This is a genomic window from Paraburkholderia sp. J67, from assembly GCF_905220265.1.
Taxonomy (GTDB): Bacteria; Pseudomonadota; Gammaproteobacteria; order Burkholderiales; family Burkholderiaceae; genus Paraburkholderia.
Window position 1 is genome coordinate 301,185 of the sequence record NZ_CAJMZK010000008.1, and the last position, 16,767, is coordinate 317,951.

Annotated in this window: 14 protein-coding genes; 4 read left to right on the plus strand and 10 right to left on the minus strand. The window is 64.4% G+C overall.

Annotation, left to right across the window (positions count from 1 at the left end; translation table 11 throughout):
- Window positions 1–9: 9 nt before the first annotated feature.
- The 3 genes from U5782_RS18015 to U5782_RS18025 all read right to left on the minus strand — a co-directional run bounded on the left by U5782_RS18015 (window position 10) and on the right by U5782_RS18025 (window position 3,400).
- A complete protein-coding gene (locus U5782_RS18015) occupies window positions 10–1,254 on the minus strand; it encodes an efflux RND transporter periplasmic adaptor subunit (protein ID WP_415914357.1) in 1,245 nt (414 codons plus the stop codon).
- A gap of 132 nt (window positions 1,255–1,386) precedes the next feature.
- Window positions 1,387–2,676, minus strand: coding sequence for an ATP-binding protein (locus tag U5782_RS18020; protein ID WP_322045215.1), 1,290 nt, complete (start codon window positions 2,674–2,676; stop codon window positions 1,387–1,389).
- Window positions 2,660–3,400: a response regulator gene (locus U5782_RS18025; RefSeq protein WP_322045216.1), complete on the minus strand. Its 741-nt coding sequence runs from the start codon at window positions 3,398–3,400 to the stop codon at window positions 2,660–2,662. Before U5782_RS18025 ends, U5782_RS18020 begins: the two co-directional genes overlap by 17 nt.
- 557 nt (window positions 3,401–3,957) lie before the next feature.
- Here U5782_RS18025 and U5782_RS18030 point away from each other — a divergent pair.
- Together U5782_RS18030 and U5782_RS18035 are read left to right on the plus strand one after the other, a co-directional pair.
- Entirely contained in the window at window positions 3,958–5,106 is a 1,149-nt protein-coding gene (locus U5782_RS18030) for an FUSC family protein (protein WP_322045217.1), read from the plus strand.
- Between the two features lie 113 nt (window positions 5,107–5,219).
- A complete protein-coding gene (locus U5782_RS18035) occupies window positions 5,220–5,570 on the plus strand; it encodes a hypothetical protein (RefSeq protein WP_322045218.1) in 351 nt (116 codons plus the stop codon).
- 19 nt (window positions 5,571–5,589) lie between these two features.
- Here U5782_RS18035 and U5782_RS18040 read toward each other — a convergent pair whose 3' ends face one another.
- The 3 genes from U5782_RS18040 to U5782_RS18050 all read right to left on the minus strand — a co-directional run bounded on the left by U5782_RS18040 (window position 5,590) and on the right by U5782_RS18050 (window position 9,904).
- The gene (locus U5782_RS18040) at window positions 5,590–7,476 is read right to left on the minus strand and encodes a feruloyl-CoA synthase (protein ID WP_322045219.1); all 1,887 of its coding nucleotides are present in this window, start codon (window positions 7,474–7,476) and stop codon (window positions 5,590–5,592) included.
- Between the two features lie 106 nt (window positions 7,477–7,582).
- Window positions 7,583–9,037 carry an aldehyde dehydrogenase gene (locus tag U5782_RS18045; RefSeq protein WP_322045220.1) on the minus strand — a complete coding sequence of 485 codons (1,455 nt, stop codon included), beginning with the start codon at window positions 9,035–9,037 and terminating at the stop codon, window positions 7,583–7,585.
- Between the two features lie 39 nt (window positions 9,038–9,076).
- Complete coding sequence (locus U5782_RS18050; RefSeq protein ID WP_322045221.1) at window positions 9,077–9,904, minus strand: p-hydroxycinnamoyl CoA hydratase/lyase; 828 nt, start codon at window positions 9,902–9,904, stop codon at window positions 9,077–9,079.
- Window positions 9,905–10,026: 122 nt separating this feature from the next.
- Here U5782_RS18050 and U5782_RS18055 point away from each other — a divergent pair, with 122 nt between their 5' ends.
- Window positions 10,027–10,542, plus strand: a complete 516-nt coding sequence (locus tag U5782_RS18055) for a MarR family transcriptional regulator (RefSeq protein ID WP_322045222.1) — start codon at window positions 10,027–10,029, stop codon at window positions 10,540–10,542.
- 51 nt (window positions 10,543–10,593) lie between these two features.
- A complete protein-coding gene (locus U5782_RS18060) occupies window positions 10,594–11,478 on the plus strand; it encodes an amidohydrolase family protein (protein WP_322045223.1) in 885 nt (294 codons plus the stop codon).
- A gap of 93 nt (window positions 11,479–11,571) precedes the next feature.
- Here U5782_RS18060 and mhpT read toward each other — a convergent pair whose 3' ends face one another.
- The 4 genes from mhpT to U5782_RS18080 all read right to left on the minus strand — a co-directional run bounded on the left by mhpT (window position 11,572) and on the right by U5782_RS18080 (window position 16,247).
- The gene (mhpT, locus tag U5782_RS18065) at window positions 11,572–12,795 is read right to left on the minus strand and encodes a 3-(3-hydroxy-phenyl)propionate transporter MhpT (protein WP_322045224.1); all 1,224 of its coding nucleotides are present in this window, start codon (window positions 12,793–12,795) and stop codon (window positions 11,572–11,574) included.
- Window positions 12,796–12,858: 63 nt separating this feature from the next.
- Window positions 12,859–13,377, minus strand: a complete 519-nt coding sequence (locus U5782_RS18070) for a DUF3237 domain-containing protein (RefSeq protein ID WP_322045225.1) — start codon at window positions 13,375–13,377, stop codon at window positions 12,859–12,861.
- A gap of 23 nt (window positions 13,378–13,400) precedes the next feature.
- Window positions 13,401–14,930: a tannase/feruloyl esterase family alpha/beta hydrolase gene (locus tag U5782_RS18075; protein ID WP_322045226.1), complete on the minus strand. Its 1,530-nt coding sequence runs from the start codon at window positions 14,928–14,930 to the stop codon at window positions 13,401–13,403.
- Window positions 14,931–15,155: 225 nt separating this feature from the next.
- Window positions 15,156–16,247, minus strand: coding sequence for a porin (locus tag U5782_RS18080; RefSeq protein WP_322045227.1), 1,092 nt, complete (start codon window positions 16,245–16,247; stop codon window positions 15,156–15,158).
- Between the last annotated feature and the right edge of the window lie 520 nt (window positions 16,248–16,767).

Sequence of the window (16,767 nt, forward strand, 5' to 3'; positions counted from 1 at the left end):
GCGCGCCCCTTAACGCTGCGCGACCGGCGTCGCGCCGGAGGCACCTGAAGCACCTGAAGCCGCACCCGCATGCTCATCGACAACCTTCACCGCCGCGCCCACATGCACGCTTTGCAGGCCGCTCGTCACCACGCGGTCGCCCGCATGCAGGCCGTCCGTGACGATCCATTGATCGCCATAGGCCGTGTCGGCCTTCACGTTCACCTGGCGCACCTTCGAGGCGGCATCGACCACATACACGCTCGCCTGGCTGTCCGAGCCGCGCATGACGGCGATCTGCGGCACGAGGATCGCACGGTCGTCCTCGCCTTCGTCGAGCTTCGCGCGCACGAACATGCCCGGCAGCAATTCGCGCTCGGGGTTCGGGAAAATCGCCCGCAACGTGACCGAGCCCGTGGTGCTATCGACGGTGATGCCGGAGAACTGCAACACGCCGTCATGCGCGTAGGCCGTGCCGTCTTCCAGCGTCAGGCTCAGCTGGGCCCCGTTCTCGCCCGCCCGCTTGAGCTGTCCCGACGCGAGCGCGCGGCGCAGCTTCAGCCACTCGCTGCTTGAGCGCGTGACGTCCAGATACATCTGGTCGAAGGCCTGGATCGTGGCGAGCGCCGTGGTCTGCTCCGATGTGACGAGCGCGCCTTCGGTCACGCTCGATGCACCGATGCGCCCGGAAATGGGCGCGGTGATGCGCGTGCGGTCGAGGTTGACGCGCGCCGATTCCAGCGAGGCTTCGTCCGCCACGACGTCCGCTTCGTCTTCGCGCACGGCGGCGACGGCGTCGTCATAGTCCTGCTGACTGACCGCCTTGATCTTCACGAGATCGGTATAACGGTCGGCCTTGGTCTTCGCCGAGGCGAGCGTTGCCCGCGCCTTCAACAGCGTGCCGCGCGCCGTGTCATAGGCCGCCTGATACGAGGCGGGATCGATCTGGTAAAGCACCTGCCCCGCCTTGACGTCGGCGCCTTCGGTAAACAGGCGCTTTTGCACGATGCCGCCGATCTGCGGGCGCACGTCCGAGACCTTCAGCGCCGAGAGACGGCCCGAGAGTTCCGCGGTCATCACGAGGCGCTGCGGCGCGATGGTCTGCACGCCGACTTCCGCGGGCGGCATGTTGGCCATACCGCCAGCCGATTGGTCATGACGGCCGCATGCGGCGAGGAACAGCACGGAAGCGGCGCACAACGCGGAAAGCAGCCGCCGACGCGGTGCAAAGGCCTGTCCGCCCGCTCTCACGGGAAGCGAGAATTTAGGTTGCATAGGTTGCGAGAAAGGTAGGTTCGCATCGCGCGGGGCGAAGCTCGGCGAAGCGATCGAGCGGCCATTCATGGTGGCCGCCGTCGCCTCGTGTGAACAACGGGTAATACTAAGTGAACACGATGGTTCGGGCGACTAACGACGTGCGCCCGAACCCTGGGTTTTGAAAATCATCGACACAGTCAGCCCGCCAACTTCTCCATTCGCGATGGTGAGCGTGCCGTCCAGATCGCGCACCAGGCGTCGAACGATCGCGAGACCAAGGCCGCAGCCCGCCTTGCCTCCGCGTGCGGGATCGAGCCGCACGAACGGCAACTGGATCGAGGCGAGCGAGTCTTGCGGCACGCCCGGGCCGTGATCGCGCACACGCAGCAGCCAGCCGTCGCGCACCTTGCGCGTGGTGATCTCGACAGGTGGCGCGCCGTGCAGCAAGGCGTTCTGCACGAGGTTCGTCAGAATGCGCTCGATTTCCAGACCTGGCAGGCGAAAACCTTCGCCCGCCTGGAGGTCGAGCACGACGAGTTCCTGCGCGGCGTCGCCGATGTCCGCCGCCTCGGCATTGAGCGCCTCGTAGTCGCGACGGCAAAGCGCATCGACCTCGACCAGCGGCGACGACTCCACCTTGTCGCGCGCGAAGTCCAGAAACTCATCGACGATGCGCGACATCGACTCCGTATCGCGCAGGAAGGCCGCGCGATCGTCGGCGTCGCCCAGCAGGTCCGCGCGCACCTGCATGCGCGTGATCGGCGCGCGCAGGTCGTGGGCGAGCCCGGCGAGCATGATGGCGCGCTCGCCTTCGGCCTCGGACAGATCGCTGACCATTTCGTTGAAATTCGCCGTGAGTTCGCGGATCTCGTTGGGCCCGCTCAAGGGCAGATCGCGAAAGCCGCCGCGCGCGCGAAACTGGCGCGTGGCCTGCGCCAGCGCCCGCACGGGTCGTTGCAACTGCCACGCAAAGGCCAGCGCGCCCACCACGGCGAACACGAGCATCAGGAACGACGCGCCCAGAAAGCGGCCCGGCGGCAGAATGCCCAGCGGCACCACGATGGTGTACGGCGTGCCGCTCACGTCTACCGAAATCATGCCGTCCTTGCGGGCCCAGACCTGGCTGCCCGGCGGCAGGTGCTCGCGCAGCGCGTTCTCGATCGGATGCAGCCCGCTGCTGCAACGGTCCGCGCAGTTCGCGTTGGTCGCCGTGCTGCGGGGCACGTACTCGACGCCCAGTTCATGGGCGATTCTGGGCGCGAGCGCGGCGTCCTGCTCGCGCACGGTCACCGCCGTCATGACGGCCTGCGAAATATGCAGCGATTCCAGCGTCGCCCGCTCGCGATCGACGAGCAGCAAGAACGTGAGGTGCAGAAGGACGATCAAACCGACCGTCATCGCCGCGAGGCGCAAAAACAGCGTGTTAAAGGGGCGCTTCATCGTTTGCCTGGTCTGCTTGCTCCGGCACGAACACATAACCCACGCCACGCAGCGTCTGGATGAAGCGCGGACGCGCCGGGTTGTCCTCGACGATGCGGCGCAGCCGCAGGACTTCGACGTAAAGACTGCGCTCGTTGGCGACGCTGTCCGGCCCGTCGAGCAGGCGGACGATCTCTTCGCGGCTGAGCGACTCCATCGGCCTCGTCGCGAGAATTTCGAGCAGCATGAATTCACGCGACGGGATCTTGACCGGCTGACCGTCCTTCAGCAGCGTGCGCGTGGAGGACACGAGCTCGAACCGGCCGAATCGATGCTGGGGGCCGGTCTGGGCGGGTTGCCGAGGCTGCTGCCGGTGATGGCGCAGCACCGCGTTGATGCGGGCCAGCAACTCCTTCGGGATGAAGGGCTTGCCGAGATAATCGTCGGCGCCCAGTTCGAGACCGACGATGCGATCCACGTCCTCGGCGCGTGCGGTCAGCATGACGACCGGCGTCACCTTGTCGTGCGCGCGCAGACGATTGAGCGCCGTAAGGCCGTCGACCTTCGGCAGCATGAGGTCCAGCACCACGATCGAGGGGCGCAGGCGCGCGATCGTGCGGCACAGATCGGCAGCGGAATGCACGGCGGTGAATTCGCAGCCGTGCAGACGGAAGAATTTACCGAGCAGATTGCAAAGGTCCGCGTCGTCGTCGACGAGCAGGACGTGGATCGGAGCAGGTGGCATGGGAAAACGGTGATGGTCGGGGCTGTCTGTCGAGCCCTCAGGATGCCCGATCTTGCCTGAAGCAGGGACGGCTATGTTAACCGACTCTTTCAATTTCTTGACGATGGGCGTGCGACCTCCCCGTGCGAGCCTGACCGGGCGATGCGTGGTATCGCGTGCCGCCCGGCCTTACTGCGCCTGACCGATGGCCGGCTCGCTTGCTGGCAGGTCAGGCGACGGTTACACACTCGTAACATTGCCGCGCGGTTTGGACAGGCATTGGCGCGAGGGGCGCGAGACGCACGCGCACGTCGATGAAACGGGGCGCGAGCGTACACAGCGGATTATTGGTCGGCTATCCTGCGACCTGCCTCCTTGAAGCCGCACAACCTCGCGTTCCCTACCCCGGATCAGCGCGAGGATCGCAGCAGCGAGGCAGCCTACGCCGCGAAACGCGTCGACGCCGGAGATCCCGGCAGACGGCGCATGTCGGGCATCCAGTCAACGCCGGGCACTGTCCCGGCCCGCCGGCTCGCAGCCACAAGCTGCATCACCGGCCAACCCGGAGATCATTGAACATGATTGCCGCCTATGCACGCGTCCTCGAACGGGCGCACGCCAGGGACCCCGAACTCTCGCGCCTTCACAACGCGACCCGATCGACACTCGCCTGTCTGCTCACGGCGACGCTGGGCATGGTCTGGCTCGCCGGGCATCACGCAGCCGTCACGCTCGCCGCGCTCGGGGCACTGTTCTCGATGATCGCGCCGCTCTTCCTGCGCGAACCGCGTCTGTCCAGCTGGCTCCTTTCGCTCGCGCTGCTTTATCTGTGCACCTGTGCGTGCTTTGCGATTTCCGCGCTCGTTGTCGCGTATCCGCTGGCGCGCGACGCGTTTCTGTTGCTGATCGTCTTTACCGGCATGCTGTGTCACGCGCTGGGCCCTCGCGCAACCGGATGTGCCCTGCTCGCGCTCGTCGCGTTCTATCTGGGGCTTTACCTCCATCCCTCGCACGCCACGCTCGTGGAGATGCTGTCCGTCTCCGCCTTCGCGCCTGCCGTGGTGGCGTTGGTGGGGCGCGTTCTCCTTCCGGTGAGAGGCGCCGCGATGCCTTGGCATGAGATCGCACAGGCCGCCGCGCGCTTCGCGAGCGGTGCGGCGCAGGGTACTCCGGCTCCGTTGGCGCAGCGCGCCAGAGCGCGCTTGCACGCCAAGCTTGAAGCCATCGCACGCCATCGGCACCATCTCGCCTGGCGACTCGCCGCGCTCGCGACCCTGGCCGCGCTGCTTGCGCTCGCTGCGGGCGAGCAGATGTCGAGCGAGCGCTCGATGTGGGCGGTCATCAGCACGTTCGTGGTGTTTCTCGGCACGAATTCGCGGGAAGGCACGCTGGCGCGCGTCGGCAAGCGGCTTGCGGGCACGCTGGCAGGCGCGGCCGCCAGCGTGCTGCTCGTCACGACGCTCGGCGAAGAGCGCTGGGTGCTCGTGGCCTTGATGGCGCTTTCGGTGTTCGGCTGGGCTTATTTCATTCTGCATGCCTATGCACGCGGGGTTTTCTTCATCACGGTGCTGGTGGGGCTGGTCTACGGGCAACTGGGATTCGCCATCGTCCCGCTCGCGCAACTGCGTATCGAAGAAGTGGTCGTGGGCTGTTTCATTGCGTTTGCCCTCGCCGTCGTGTTGATGCCCTCTTGCGCAGCGCAGCGCGACGAGGCGTTGCTGAACTAGCGGGCCGTGGTCCCAGACTTGTCTTCGCCTTTGTCGACGTCTTGCCTAGACTTGAATCGTTCAGGCGCGGACTCGCAGCGCTGAGGGCTGCGAGTCCGGCGATGGAGGCAATCATGATCCGGACACTATGCGCATTCTTTTGGCTGACGAGCCTGTTCGGAACCGGCCTCGATGCGTGGGCCGCCCCCATACGAATCGAGTCCGGCACCTACGGCGCGAATTGCGGCGCTCAAGCGGGCAATGCCACGCGTGAGCTGGCCCTGCACTGTCACGCCGTCGATACCTGCCGTTACCCGGTGGCGTTACCCGCAAGCTTGCACACGCCGGGCGCGTGCCGGGCCGATTTTGTCGCCGAATGGTCTTGCGGACCGGGCGAATTCCACCAGGCCGTGGTGAGGGCCGCGGCGAGGCGCGGCGGGACGCTCGTGCTGAGCTGCGTCCCGTCCACCGGCGCGGGCAAATAGGCCACGCGCCCGATTGCCGTTATCGCGCCGTCTCCTTACGACGCGCGAGAATCACAGCGGCGTCTTCGCTTTCTTCCGCGTGCAGGGCTTCGACCAGTTCGGCACGATGCTGCAACACCGCGCGCTGATTGATCGAACCTTTGTCGGTGATCTCGCCGCGATCGAGCGAAGGCGGCTGCACCAGCAGACACAAACGGGCGATGAACGTCGCGCTCCCCGTCGCGCTCGCGTTCAGACGCGTGAGCAACGTCGCAAAGAACGCGCGCACCGGAGGCGCATCGAATACCTCCTGCGCACTCGCCTCGCCGCTCAGTTTCGCCAGCGCCCGGCACGCATCGAGACGCGCAAAGATCATCGCCCCCACATCGTCGCGATTCATACCGGTGATCACGGCGTCCTGCACATAGGGCGCGCCTTCGCTGACGATACGCGCGCGCATCGGCCCCACGCTCACGAAGGTGCCCGAGCCGAGCTTGAAATCCTCGGCGATGCGGCCATCGAACGCGAGTCCCACTTCCGGCCGCTCAGGATCGACGAAGCGCACGGCGTCGCCGGTGCGGTAGTAGCCTTCGTCATCGAACACTTCGTGCGCGGTGTCCGGCGACGCGCGCCAGTAACCGCCCATGACGTTCGGCCCGCGAAAGCGCACTTCGAGCTTGCCGTCCACCGGCGCGATCTTCGTCTGGCACCCCGGTGCAGGCAAGCCGATGTAGCCCGCACCCGAAAACGGCCCGGTCGTGAACAGGCAGGAAGGCGCCGTCTCAGTCATGCCAAGGCCCGCCATGATGCGGATGCGCTCGCCGCAATACTGCAGCGTCACGCGTTCCAGCCGCTCCCATGCAGCCTTGGAGAGCCCCGCGCCCGCGAAGAAATACATCTTCACGCGCGAGAAAAAGCGCTCGCGCAGCACGGCATCGTTTTCGAGCGCGGCCGTGAGTTCTTCCCAGCCCTTCGGCACGTTGAAATAAATCGTCGGTGCGATCTCGCGCAGGTTGCGCAGCGTTTCGTCGAACTTGCCCGCCACCGGCTTGCCGTCGTCGATATAGAGCGTGCCGCCGTTATAGAGCGCGATGCCCACGTTATGGCTGCCGCCAAACGTGTGATTCCACGGCAGCCAGTCCACCAGCACGGGCGGCTCCACGCCGAATTCCGGGAAGGTTTCGAGCAGCATCTGCTGGTTCGCGCACAGCATGCGGTGCGTGGTAGGCACGGCTTTGGGCAAGCGCGTCGAACCCGAGGTGAACAGAAACTTGGCGATGGTGTCGCCGCCCACGCGGGCATGCGCGGCGTCGATATCGCGCGGCGGGGTATCGAGCAACGAGGCGAAGGACGTCACGCCCTGGGGCGCGCCAGGCGCAGCGCTCACGCGCTCCACATCGGCGGGCAACACCGCATCGAGTGCGCTGGCATAAGTGCCGATGTCGTCGGCGAAGACGAGGCCGGGCGTGAGCAGGTCGAGCACATGGCGCAGCTTGCCGAAATCGCCCGAGATCAGCGAATACGCCGGCGAAACCGGCGCGAACGGAATGCCCGCCCACATCGCGCCCAGCGTCATCTGCATGTGCTCGATGCCGTTGCCCGAGAGAATCACGAGCGGCCGCTCGGCGCTCAGGCCGCGCTGCAACAACGCTTCGCCGATGGCGCGCGCCTGCTCGACCATCTGCGCATAGCTGATGCCTCGCCATGCGCCCGACGCGTCGCGCCGCGCGACGAGCCAGCGATCGGGGTGAGCTTGCGCGCCGCTGATGAGCCGGTCCGTCAAGCGCTCAGGGAAGCTGCCGAGCGGTTCCTGGGCTTCGAGATACCAGCACTCGCCGCGCCGCTCGATGCGCGGCGAGACGGAACCGATCGCGACGCGCCGATAGCCGGGCGCGACGCCGTTTGCGTGGCCTTGGTCCGATTCCAAAACCTGTCTCCTGTTCGAGCCGCCTCGCGCAGCGATGCGCGAGCGGCATGACTACTCTTATAACGCGGTTCGCACGCGGCGCCCGCATGAGCTTCGATGCTTCTGGCTAGATCGGATAGTGACGCGGCGCGGTCTGCACCGTGATCCAGCGCAGGTCGGTGAATTCGGCGATCGACGCCTTGCTGCCAAAGCGTCCGTAACCGCTCGCCTTCACGCCGCCGAACGGCATCTGCGCCTCGTCATGCACCGTCGGGCCATTGATATGGCAAATGCCCGATTCGATGCGTTTCGCCACGTTCATCGCGCGCCCGATATCGCGGCTGAACACCGCCGCCGACAACCCATACTCGCTGTCGTTCGCTACGCGCAGGGCTTCTTCGTCGCCGTCCACGCGCTGCACGGTCACGACCGGGCCGAACGATTCGTCGGCGTAGAGCTTCATCTCGCGCGTGACGTTCTCGACGATCACCGGCTGCATGATCGCGCCGTTGATCTCGCAGCCGAGCGGCAACGTCGCGCCCTTCTCGCGTGCGTCCTCCACGAGCGCGCGAATGCGCCGCGCCGAGGCCTCGCTCTCCAGCGTGCCGAGTATCGAGCCGGGCTGCGTCGGGTCGCCGGCCTTCAGGGTGCGGGCCTTGGCGACCAGCTTGGCGACGAAGGCATCGGCGATCTTGCTATCGACCACCACGCGCTCCGTCGACATGCAAATCTGCCCCTGGTTGAAAAACGCGCCGAACGCGATGCCGTCAACGGCTGCATCCAGATCGGCGTCGTCGAGCACGAGCACGGGCGCCTTGCCGCCGAGTTCGAGCAGCGCGGGCTTCAGATGCCGCGCGCACAGTTCGGCGACGATACGGCCCACGCGTGTCGAGCCGGTGAAGTTCACGCGCTTGACAGCCGGATTCACGACCAGGCGCTCGACGATCTGCGCGGCGTCCTCGGGCGCATGCGCGATCACGTTGACGACGCCCTCGCCCAGGCCCGCTTCATTGAGCACTTCGCCGATCAGCGTATGCACGCCCGGGCAGCCCTCGGAGGCCTTGAGCACCACCGTATTGCCGCACGCGAGCGGCATGGCGAGCGCGCGGGTCGCGAGGATCACCGGCGCGTTCCAGGGCGCCATCCCCAGCACGACACCGCAAGGCTGGCGCACGGCCATCGCGAGATTGCCGGGCACGTCGGAGGGAATCACCGCGCCGTCGATCTGCGTGGTCATGGCCGCCGCTTCGCGCAGCATATTGGCCGCGAGCATGACGTTGAAGCCGTACCAGTTCGCCATTGCGCCCGTTTCGGCCGCGCCGATGGCGATGAACTCCGCCGTGCGCGCGTCCATGCGGTCGGCGGCCGCGAGCAGGCGCTTGCGACGCTCCGTCGGCGTGAGTGCGGCCCAGGCTGGGAACGCGCGCGCCGCCGCCGCGACGGCGGCATCGGCATCTTCCACGGTAGCCGCGGCGGCGCGCGTGGCGACTGCGCCCGTCGCCGGATTGATGCGCTCGAAGGTCTTGCCGTTCGACGCGGCGCGCGCCTCGCCGCCGATCAAGAGCCGGGTTTCGTGCGTCATGAGTGTGTCTCCTCTGTCCGTTCCGATGGGGCGTTGCGCTCAGCGCTTGTAGGTTTGCAGGCCCGGCTTGATGCTCTTGTCGTCGAGAAACTGCTTGAGGCCCTGCTCGCGGCCGCCTTCGGGATCGCGATGGTTGGCCTGGTCGAGCTTCGCGTAGAGGTAGTCTTCGTTCTGCTCCCACGTGAGTTCGCGCGAGCGCTTGAAGCCATGCTTCGCATTCCGAAGCACAACCGGGTTCTTGTCGAGCAGCTTCGCAGCCAGCGCCAGCGTTTCTTCGCGCAGTTGCGCAAGCGGCACGCTCTTGTTCACGAGGCCCATTTTCGCGGCCTGCTGGCCCGTGAACGTATCGCCCGTCATGATGTAGTACAGCGCCTCGCGATGGCCCACCGTATCCGCCATCGCCTTGCTCACGAGGTTGCCCGGCGGAATGCCCCAGTTGATTTCCGAGAGGCCGAACACGGCTTCATCGGCGGCAATCGCCAGATCGCAGGCCACCAGCGGCGAGAAGCCGCCACCAAAGCACCAGCCGTTGACCATCGCGATGGTCGGCTTCGAATACATGCGCAGCAACTGCCATTGCCAGCGGCTCGCGTCGCGGCGAATGCGCTCCTGCAAGACATCCGGGCCTGCATCGACTTCGCGGAAGTATTCCTTCAGGTCCATGCCCGCCGTCCACGCCGAGCCTTCGCCGGTCAGCACGAGCACCTGCGCCTGCGGATCGAGCTCGATGGTTTCGAGCACGTCGATCATTTCCTTGTTGAGCGTCGGGCTCATGGCGTTGCGTTTTTCGGGGCGATTGAGCACCACCCACGCGATACCGCCCTCTACCGTGACCTTGACCGTTTTCCAGCGACCTTCGTAACTCATGCTCTTTCTCCGTAGACAGTGCCGCACTCGCGGCTTGATTCAAAGATACTATCAGGCTACCTGATATGTAAAGTAGAATATGATCTGGTGCGTACAAACCCCTAAATCGCTATTCACCACAGATGGCCAGAAAATCGACTACCGCCGCCCCCGCTGCCTCTTCCGCACCCGCGAGCAAACCGGCCCTGCCGGGCACGGAGGCCGCGCCACGCGCCGTGCCGCCCATGCGCCTGAGTTATCTGATCGGTCAACTGGACCGCGTCATCTCGCGGCGTTTGACCGAGACGCTCGTACGCCACGGGCTGACGCTGCCGCAGTACACAGCGCTTTCCGTGCTGCGCGCGCGAGGTCATTCGTCGAATGCGCAGATCGCCGAGCGCTCGTTCATCACGCCGCAATCGGCCAATGAAGTCGTGAAGACGATGGAGGCGAACGGCTGGGTCGCGCGCGAACCCGATCCGATGAACCGGCGCGTGGTTTTGCTTTCGCTGACCGACGCGGGCCAGACGCTGCTCGATGCCTGCGACAAGGCGGTCGATCAGGTCGAACTCGCCATGCTCGACGACGTGGCCCCCGAAGCCGCGCAAACCCTGCACTCGCTGCTGCATGCCTGCGTGCGCAATCTGCGCGCGGTGTAGCGCACGCGGATTGCACGCGCAATCACCGACCATAAAAAACAGGAGACACGCTTGAAGATCGACCAGCTCGTCGCGATCGACACCCACGTTCACGCGGAAGTGTCGTGCTGCCAGCCGCCGGATCTCTTCGCGAAGGAATTCGACGAAGCGGCGGACAAATATTTCGGCACCGTGCTCAAGCAGGGCCGACGCCCCACGATTCCCGAAACCATCGAGCATTACCGCGAGCGCAATATCGGCTTCGTGATGTTCACGGTGGACTGCGAGGCGAACATCGGGCGGCGGCGCATCGGCAATGAAGAAATCGCCGACTTCGCGCAGCAGAACGCCGACATCATGATCGCGTTCGCGAGCATCGATCCGCACAAGGGCAAGTTCGGCGCGCGCGAGGCACGGCGGCTGATCGAAGAACACGGCGTGCGCGGCTTCAAGTTTCACCCGACCATGCAGGGCTTTTTTGCCAACGACCGGATGGCGTATCCGCTCTACGAGGTAATCGCCGAATACGGCCTGCCTGCGGTGTTTCATAGCGGCCATTCGGGCATGGGTTCGGGCATGCCCGGCGGCGGCGGTCTGCGCCTGAAGTATTCGGAGCCGATCTATCTCGACGACGTGGCCGTCGATTTCCCCGACATGAAGATCGTGATCGCGCATCCGTCGTGGCCGTGGCAGGAGCAGGCGCTTTCGATTGCGCTGCACAAGCCCAATGTCTACATCGACCTTTCGGGCTGGTCGCCGAAATACTTCTCGCCGGAGCTCGTGAAGTACGCGAATACGATGTTGCGCGAGCGCGTGCTGTTCGCATCGGACTTTCCGCTGATCCGGCCCGATCGGTGGCTCGCCGATTTCGATACGCTCGACATCAAGCCGGAAGTGCGTCCGCTGATTCTCAAGGAGAATGCGGTGCGGCTGCTCGATCTCGCGGGCAAGTCTTGAATGCAAAACACCCGTCGCAAGGGATGCCCTTGCGACGGGTGTTCGATACGAGCGATTGACTGAATCGTCAGGACAAGACGTTAAGCAATCCTTTTAATTCTTGCGACACGCCACGAATAGAGCACCCACCGCCGCCACTACGGTCACAGGTATGCTCGCGGCAATCACGGTAGTCGCGCTCGCTCCGCCGGCCAGCAATTGTCCCGCCGCCAGCGGGCCGACGATCGACCCGAAGCGCCCTACCGCCACTGCCGCGCCAACACCGGTCCCGCGCATGACGGTCTGGTAGCTCGCGGCGCAAAGCGCATAGAGCATCGACTGTGCGCCGACCACGCCCATACCGGCCAGCAGGACCGAAAGCGAAAGCCAGAGCATGTTGCCAGCCCCTGCCAGCATGAGAAGCGAAATCGCGATGCCGGCATAGACCGCCGCCACGACGCGCATGGGACGCACGCGATCCAGCAATACCCCCGTCGAAAGCACGCCAATCACGCTGCCGACATTGAACAGGATCTGCGTGATGCCCGCCTGCCCGCGCGTCAGGCCACGACTCACGATCAGCGAAGGCAGCCAGTTCAGCAGGAAATACAGCACGATCAGCGTGCAGAAGAAGCTGATCCAGATGAACGCAGTGGTGGCGGCGCGGCCCTCGCCGAACAGCACGCGCAGCGTCGATGGGGGGCCGCCGTGCGTGGTGTTGGCCTGCGAGCTGGCAGCGGCGTAGGCGTGCGATTCAGGCAACCAGGCCAGAATGGCCGGCGCGATGATCAGCGGACCGAAACCACCCGCGTAAAAGATGTGACGCCATTCGGTATCGCCCGCACTCAGCACGCCGATCAAGGCAGCCAGCGCGCCGCCCAGCGGCATACCGCAGTACATGACGCTGACGGCGGTATTGCGCAGGCGCTCCGGCACCGCTTCCGCCGACAACGCGATGAGATTAGGCATCGCACCGCCCAGACCGAAACCAGTCAACAGCCGCGCCAACAGCAAGGTTGCGAATGTGGACGTCTGCGCGGTCAGCAGCGAAAAAGCGCCGAAAGCCACCATCGAGACCAGCAGCACGCGCTTGCGGCCGATCAGATCGGCGAGCCGACCGCCCAGCAACGCGCCGGGCAGCAGCCCAAACATGCCCGCACTGAACGCGATCCCCAACTGGCTCACGGAAAGCCCGAATTCACGCGCCATGCGCGGCGCGGCCACGCCGGTCGATTGCAGATCGAGCCCTTCCAGAATGGCGACGATCAGACATAGACCGAGCACCCACACGGTCCCCGCCGTGGGGCGCACCTGTACCTGAGTTGTCGATGACGACACGATATCTCCTTGTTTGTTATGGGCTCGGTGCTGAAAGACGGGTCAGCCCGAGCATCGACCGGATTACTGCAACTTGTAGATCCGGATGAGGACCGCATCGCGCCCGGGGCGCAGGCTGTCGAGCGTGCCCACGTAGACGTTGTCGTTGATCCAGCCGTATTTGCCTTCGGGCGCGACCAGTTCGATATTCGAGAACACGGCCTGGCCCGGTGCTCTTTGCGCGGGCGCCAGCACGTGATTCGCCACGCTGATCACCGCGCCATCGTCCGTCTTGAGTTCATAGGTCGCAGACAACTGCTTGAATCCATCGCTGCGCACCAGTTGACGATCGGCGCCGCCGGCGAGCACGACGCCGTGAATCTCGGGACCGGAAAAGCTCCCGCCCACGATGGGCACCATGCGTCGTTCACCGATGGGCGACGTGCCGAGAGACATCGTCGGCGCGAGGTCACAGGTAATTTCCATCACGAGTTGCGCGGACGGAACATGCTGCGGGGGCGCATCTGCCGCGTGCGCTGTCGCACAGGCAATCGCGAACGGCAACGCCGCGATCAGACGTTTGAATGGGCTACGGAATTTCATCGTGCGTCTCCTCCAATACGTATTTATTTGCTGGCGCAGACGAAGCTGCTTGCGTCGTTCTTGTCGCCCTTTTGGTAGCGGGCGCTTTGCGGATAAGGACAGAGCGGTCGCGTCATCCCGGCTGCCAATTTCGAGCCCGTGGTGCTGCCCGCATGCGCGACGATCGACTGCGGCGCCTGCCCGTGCTCCACCCACTTGACCATGGCGTCGAGCGAATCGAAGCTGTCGAGCGCATAGTCGCCGCCGGAGCAATGATTCATGCCGGGCACGACATAAAGACGCGCGAAATCGGCAGCGTGTTTGCCGTAGGCTTTTTGCAGACGCTTGTAATAGTCGATCGTGTCTAGCACCGAAAACACCGGATCGCTGCCACCGTGGTAAATCAGCAGCTTGCCGCCATGCGCCTTGAAAGACCCGAGATCGACCGAATCGGCATCCATGAATTCGGCGGACGATTGGGCATATTCCGGGTCCTTTCGATGGATCGATTGTTCGAGGTCCGCGAGCGAGACGGAAAAGATATCGAACGAGGCGCGCGGCGGGGTCGAGAACACGTATTGCATCGAGCCCGCGCCGAGCGTTTCCGCGCGCGACGGATGATGGGCGTCGCCGAGTTTCCATTCCCGCCAGTTCGCGCTCGCGACGCCACTGTCGTACGGCCACGGCGTATAAAGCGTATGACCGTCCGCCGTTTTTGCGCCGTCGAAAACGGCGTGCAGCGCTTGCACCTGAGTTTCGCTCAGACACTGATCCGTCTTGCCGGCCTTGCATTGCAGAACCACCGGGTCGAAATGGCAGGCGTCCGGGCGGTAATTGAAGCCATCGTGCGTGCCGTCCGAATTGCCGCATTGGCTGCGCACGGCGTCGGAAACCAGATCGAGATCGCCTTGCGAGAAAGCACGTGCGAGTTCGACATGGCCATCGGCTGAACGCGGCGCGGCGCGGCTGAATGACTGGGTATCCGCCACCTGGGCGATGGCGGCATGCGGAAGCCGATAGCCAGGATCGCCGGAGATGATGCCGTCAAACTCGGAGGCATAACGCTGCATGGCCTGCAACGCTTCCTGACCGCCCTTCGAACACCCCGCGAAATACGACCATTTCGGCCGCTCGCCGTAAAAGTCGCGAATCACGAGTTTCGCGACCTGGGCCACCCGGCCAATGGAGGCATAGCCATAGTCCACGCGCGCCTTCGGGTCCACGCCAAAACCGGCATTCTGGTCGGAGCTATGGCCCGCATCCGAGCTGACCACCGCGAAGCCGCGCGCCAGCGCACGCGGACCGTCACGCCACGATGGAATCACGCCGGTAGCCGGATTGACGATGCCGTCGCTGCCGCCACCGCCCTGGTAAAAGAATCGCCCAGCCCAGTCGAGCGGCAGACGCAACTCGAAATGAATCGCATATTGATCGTTCGATCCAGCTTGCCCCGAGACGCTGGTGGGCGCGGCACGGCCGGTGCGTCGATCGAGCACGCCCTCGACGAGACAGTAGGCCGGCAAGGTTTTGGCGGGCTCGCCGGACACGGCCTCCTGCCATTTCGCCGACGTCACGGCGCCATCCGGAAGGGCAAGATCGGCGAGCCGAGCGCAGGTTTCGGGGCTGGCTATCGGTTCCGCCGCCTTGGCGTGCCCGCAGACAGCGAGAGCGAACAGCAGCGCAGCAGCGCATTCACCCGGATGGACTTTGCGTTTATTGAAAGGCGACAATCTGATGTCTCCTGCGAGAGGAATTCATGCGCGCTCGTTCGGGCGCGCCCGTATGAAACCCGCGAGGGCTTAGAAGCGATGGGACAGACCCACGCCAACCGCGGTGGTGTTGGTGCCGGCGACGCCGCCGGTCAGCGACGCAGTCATCAGGTTCGTCAGGCCGTTGGCCTTCTTCTTGGCGTTCATCAGGCCGACAAAACCGTAGATCTCAGTCGTCTTGGAGAGGAAGTAGTCTTCGCTCAGCACATACGAGCTGGTTGCGTTCTGGGTATCCTTGCGATCCTCGGCCCAGTAGTAGGCGAAGGTGAGCATGCTCGTGGGCGTGACGTACCAGTTCGCGCCGGCCTGAATCACGCGAATATCCGATGGCCCCGTCACGCCGAACTGCGAAATTGCATTGCCCTCTGGCTGGTTGTAGTCGGTCCACGCGGCCTTGAGCGTCACCGGCCCGAACTTATAGCCGCCACCCAGCGACCAGACAGTCAGATCGCGATTACCGAGCGAGTCGTTTTTCTGCACGAACGCCCCTTCGCCAATCAGATGCGCGTCCTCGTACGCTGCGCCAACCGAAACCGTGCGGCCTTGAGCGAGACTGCCCGCTTCATTGCCGAAGTGATAGAGCGCGCCGAGATAAACGGTATCGGTCTTATACGTGTAGCCAACGGAGTTGGCCTCGTACACCGTGACGCCCGACGCCGTGCTGGTGCCCTCCAGGAAATTCCAGTATCCGGCTGCACTGAAAGCCTGTTTGAGCGAGCGAGGATCGGCGCGGCCGAATGCGTAATAAGCGGGATCCTGCTGCAAACCCGCCGTAATCTGCCCATAGGACGAACGCACGAATACGTTGGCGTAGTGCCCAAAGATCGTGTTGCTGGGGGACATCGCGCCGCTGCCAATGCTGAATTGCCCTTCGAGCTGGAAGCCGGCCCGAATGCCGCCGCCGAGATCCTCCAGACCCAGCAAACCCCAACGGTTGCTGCTGTTGCCGCCGGAACTGAAGAGGAAGTTGCTGTGTGACGAAGGCCCGCCCGCACCAGGCCCGCCATTCTTGTTCTGATACAACAGGCTCGCATCGACAAGACCATACAGCGTGACGCTACTTTGAGCGTGCGCCAGACTCGCACCCACCGCACATACCGCCATACAAGCAAACTTCTTCATTGCGCCTCCAAACATTTATTAAGTATTACTACGTTATGACGAGTCTTGATATCGCTCGTTTGTCTATTGAGTGCGGTGCTGACCCCGCCAGGGGGCCGTGAAGCCTTGCTGATGCCTGCGATCGCGCAACCCTCATTGCGCGCTGGGTTGCCGCCGGAAGCCCGGCGTTTGAATCATTTTATTATCAGGTAACCTGATCTGACAATCCGAGACAGGGCGTTTACGTGCAAACACCTAGTTCGAGTTGCCGAACGTTCGTTCGCATCGCAATCGGGGAATATGAACGGCATAAAGCGAGGGGGGAGGCCATGCCGGAGGGGGCAGGCAGGCTGCCGTGAACTTCTACTGCTGCTTTAGTTATTTTGGGTAACGCAGCTAGCCGGAAGAATTGCTCTGTACACCGATTCAATATTGCGGGACTTCTGGAGGGTGGCGGCCAGTCGCCCCCTCCTTTGCTTACAACGTCTTTCCGTTACAGCGCCGCGACAACAGCCGCGCCAACATCGGAAGTATGCGAAGT

Coding starts and splice junctions, on each gene's coding strand:
- U5782_RS18055 (WP_322045222.1), top strand. CDS start 10,027: ATGGCCAGAAAATCGACTACCGCCGCCCCCGCTGCCTCTTCCGCACCC.
- U5782_RS18070 (WP_322045225.1), bottom strand. CDS start 13,377: ATGAAATTCCGTAGCCCATTCAAACGTCTGATCGCGGCGTTGCCGTTC.
- U5782_RS18035 (WP_322045218.1), top strand. CDS start 5,220: ATGATCCGGACACTATGCGCATTCTTTTGGCTGACGAGCCTGTTCGGA.
- U5782_RS18025 (WP_322045216.1), bottom strand. CDS start 3,400: ATGCCACCTGCTCCGATCCACGTCCTGCTCGTCGACGACGACGCGGAC.
- U5782_RS18045 (WP_322045220.1), bottom strand. CDS start 9,037: ATGACGCACGAAACCCGGCTCTTGATCGGCGGCGAGGCGCGCGCCGCG.
- U5782_RS18030 (WP_322045217.1), top strand. CDS start 3,958: ATGATTGCCGCCTATGCACGCGTCCTCGAACGGGCGCACGCCAGGGAC.
- U5782_RS18020 (WP_322045215.1), bottom strand. CDS start 2,676: ATGAAGCGCCCCTTTAACACGCTGTTTTTGCGCCTCGCGGCGATGACG.
- U5782_RS18050 (WP_322045221.1), bottom strand. CDS start 9,904: ATGAGTTACGAAGGTCGCTGGAAAACGGTCAAGGTCACGGTAGAGGGC.
- U5782_RS18080 (WP_322045227.1), bottom strand. CDS start 16,247: ATGAAGAAGTTTGCTTGTATGGCGGTATGTGCGGTGGGTGCGAGTCTG.
- U5782_RS18015 (WP_415914357.1), bottom strand. CDS start 1,254: ATGCAACCTAAATTCTCGCTTCCCGTGAGAGCGGGCGGACAGGCCTTT.